Consider the following 2,709-nt stretch of genomic DNA (forward strand, 5'->3'; position numbering starts at 1 on the left):
GATCTCTCGACTCGTCGAAGCTGTAGCGATTCTTACTTGTTGTGACACATAGCATACTACCACCGCTCGAGATGACGATGTGGGGTGTGAGTCATTAGTGCGGCGAAGCCGCCGTCGTGTTTCATAAGGCGGCGCTTCCCAATCTGTGCGCCGCCACCACCATTCCTCACTCCTCATTCCTAATTCCTAACTTTTCCAAGCCCCCATCCGTCCGCACAACACTCAACCATATAAAAAAGCCGTGAAAAATGATGGTTCATTTTTCACGGCCAGAGGTTCAAAGATTACCAGAAATAGACCAGCGCGAAGGCGGCCACGAAGAAGCGGTAAATGGCGAAGCCTGTCAAGGTGGATGTATTCAGGAATTTCAGGAACCAGAGGATGGAGGCGTAGGCCACCACGAAGGCGGTGAAGAAGCCTACCGCCAGGACGCCGAGGTCCGAGAAGGACAGGTTTCCGATGACCTTCAGGAGGTCGTAGAAGCAGGCCAGGAACATGAGGGGCACTGCCATGATGAAGGTGAAGTCGGCGCCGGCCTTTCTGGAGATGCCCAGAAGAAGGCTGCCGGCGATGGTGCTGCCGCTCCGGGAGAAGCCGGGCCAGAGGGACAGGCACTGGAAGAGACCGATGATGAAGGACTGTCTTGTATTGATCTTGTCCACGTCGGTAATGGCAAAGGGTTTTCCTTTTCTCGTCTTTTCGGCAACGATCATGAAAATGCCGCCCAGCACGAGGCCGACGATGACGGTGGTGGGGCTGAAGAGCTTATGCTTGATGAAGCCGTGGAACAGGAGGCCCATGAGGCAGGCCGGGAACATGGCTACGCACAGGTTGAATACGGAGGGTCCCTTTTTGCGGAACCAGTGATGGGTATTCAGGATATAGGTAAATTTATCATGGTACACTACCAGCACCGACAGGATGGCGCCCAGCTGGATAAATACGTCGAACAGGTCCGCCAGGGGTCCCTCGAAGCCCAGCATGTGGCCTACGATGATCATATGGCCCGTAGAGGATACCGGGATGTATTCCGTAAGCCCTTCTACGATACCGACAATTAACGCACAGAAATATTCGTACACTCTAACACCTTTACATCAGGAGTCACCGTGTGGGATTCACGGCGCTCACGATCCCTTCTACTTTATTCTTTACAAAATTAATAATGAGCACATGGCTTTTCCCTTTGGAAAAGTAAATGTAGGACGTTTTCGGCTCGGAGCCGGACACATCCATTTCGATGCGGTGGGGTTTCCCGTAGACCAGGTCCACCGTGGCCACATCGTCCCCCAGGGTGAGTCCCTTGGGCGTCACCATCCGGTTGTCCGTGAGGAAGAGGGCGGAAATAATGCGGCTCTTCGCCGTGAGGCGCACCGCATAGCCCGAGTAATACCAGATTTCCTCCCGGGGATTGGCCATCTTCTTTTCCCATTCTTCGAAATTGTGGGATTCGAACTGTTTCCCCAGTTCATAGCCGGCGATATGGAAATCCCGTTCCGGCAGGAAGGAGCCGCTCTTCACATCTTCATAGGATCTGGGAACGCCATTTTCCTTCTTCCCCACCACTCTCATGGAAATCCGGGAAACCCGGTCTTTTTCGATGACGAAGGTGAGCTCTTTCTTCCCCATTTCATAGAGCATGTAGAACTCCTTATTTTCCCCATCCCAGAGGACCTGGGACGGCCGGCCGTACCGGCGGAGGACGTTTTCCCGGCTGCTGCCTGCATGGATGCCCCGGTTCGTGGTGAATTTTCCACCATCCACCGTGATTTCGGTAATTCCCTTCCCCGGCAGGTCAAAGTCCCGGGGCAGGTCCTTCCGGTGGGAATAGAGCTGGAGCAGGGAAATATAGCCGCTGGCCTCTACCCCTTCCCATCCGTAGGTATCCTTCGTGCTGCTGTGGGAAATGGTTTCCTCCTTCCCCCAGGCTTTTTCCGCCCGGGCCATGGAATCCCCCAGCTTCACCGAATCCAGGGAGAAGTCGGCATCCTTCAGCGGAGAGCCGTCCACCGGAAGAAGGGCCTCCTTCTCGGCGTCCTTCTTCTCCGGAGCCTTGGCCTTGGAAGCGGCATCCTTCCCGGCCGGAGAAGCGCTGCCGGCGGAAAGGGCCGCCCCGGTCCCCTGCCCTGCGCGGGACGCAGGAGCCAGGTCAGCCCCCGCCACCGCCAGGGAACCGGCTGAAAAAATAAAGCCAGAAAGCAGAGCGGCCATGACCGCCATTTTCACCGTATTTTTCATAGACAGCCTCCTCCGGTCATCAAATCCATACCTGTTTATTATGCTAGCATTGCTTACTCCTGTCAAGGAGAGAGTGGAAAATGGAAACGTTTTGTAAGAAAGTGTTTATATAATGTTTAGGGGGCATGAGATCGAGAAAGATGGGGCCGGAGGCCCTGGGGGTCTAGATCTAGATCTAGATCTAGGTCTAGATCTCCAGCGGCTCCGCCGCGGGATCCTGTGGCTGAGTGATATGTGAACGGACGGAGGCCTCTCGCTGTTAGCTGCTGGCTCCCAGGAAAACTGATTCGCCTGCGGCGCTGAAACCGTTTAGCATTCGTACGTACGGGCGGGGCCTTGAGCCTTGAGCTGATCAGACCCTTCGGGCCGGGTGTCGGGTGGCTGAGTGTCATGCGAACGGGCGGGGCTTGGAAAAATTAGGAATGAGGAATGAGGAATGGTGGTGGCGGCGCACAGATTGGGAAGCGCCGC

Annotated in this window: 2 protein-coding genes; both read right to left on the minus strand. The window is 55.4% G+C overall.

Going from position 1 to position 2,709, the window contains the following annotated elements; translation table 11 throughout:
• Positions 1 to 284 precede the first annotated feature (284 nt).
• Positions 285 to 1,082 (minus strand): undecaprenyl-diphosphate phosphatase, encoded by a 798-nt coding sequence (locus QZR21_RS08915; RefSeq protein WP_296098537.1) that lies wholly within the window; start codon positions 1,080 to 1,082, stop codon positions 285 to 287.
• A 22-nt stretch (positions 1,083 to 1,104) separates the two neighbouring features.
• Positions 1,105 to 2,238 carry a hypothetical protein gene (locus QZR21_RS08920; protein ID WP_296098533.1) on the minus strand — a complete coding sequence of 378 codons (1,134 nt, stop codon included), beginning with the start codon at positions 2,236 to 2,238 and terminating at the stop codon, positions 1,105 to 1,107.
• Positions 2,239 to 2,709: the final 471 nt, after the last annotated feature.

The sequence above is a fragment of the uncultured Dialister sp. genome, from assembly GCF_900541605.1.
Classification (GTDB): Bacteria; Bacillota; Negativicutes; order Veillonellales; family Dialisteraceae; genus Dialister.

Bases quoted from the DNA above. Each gene is read 5' to 3' on its own strand.
- QZR21_RS08920 (WP_296098533.1), bottom strand. From the start codon at position 2,238: ATGAAAAATACGGTGAAAATGGCGGTCATGGCCGCTCTGCTTTCTGGC.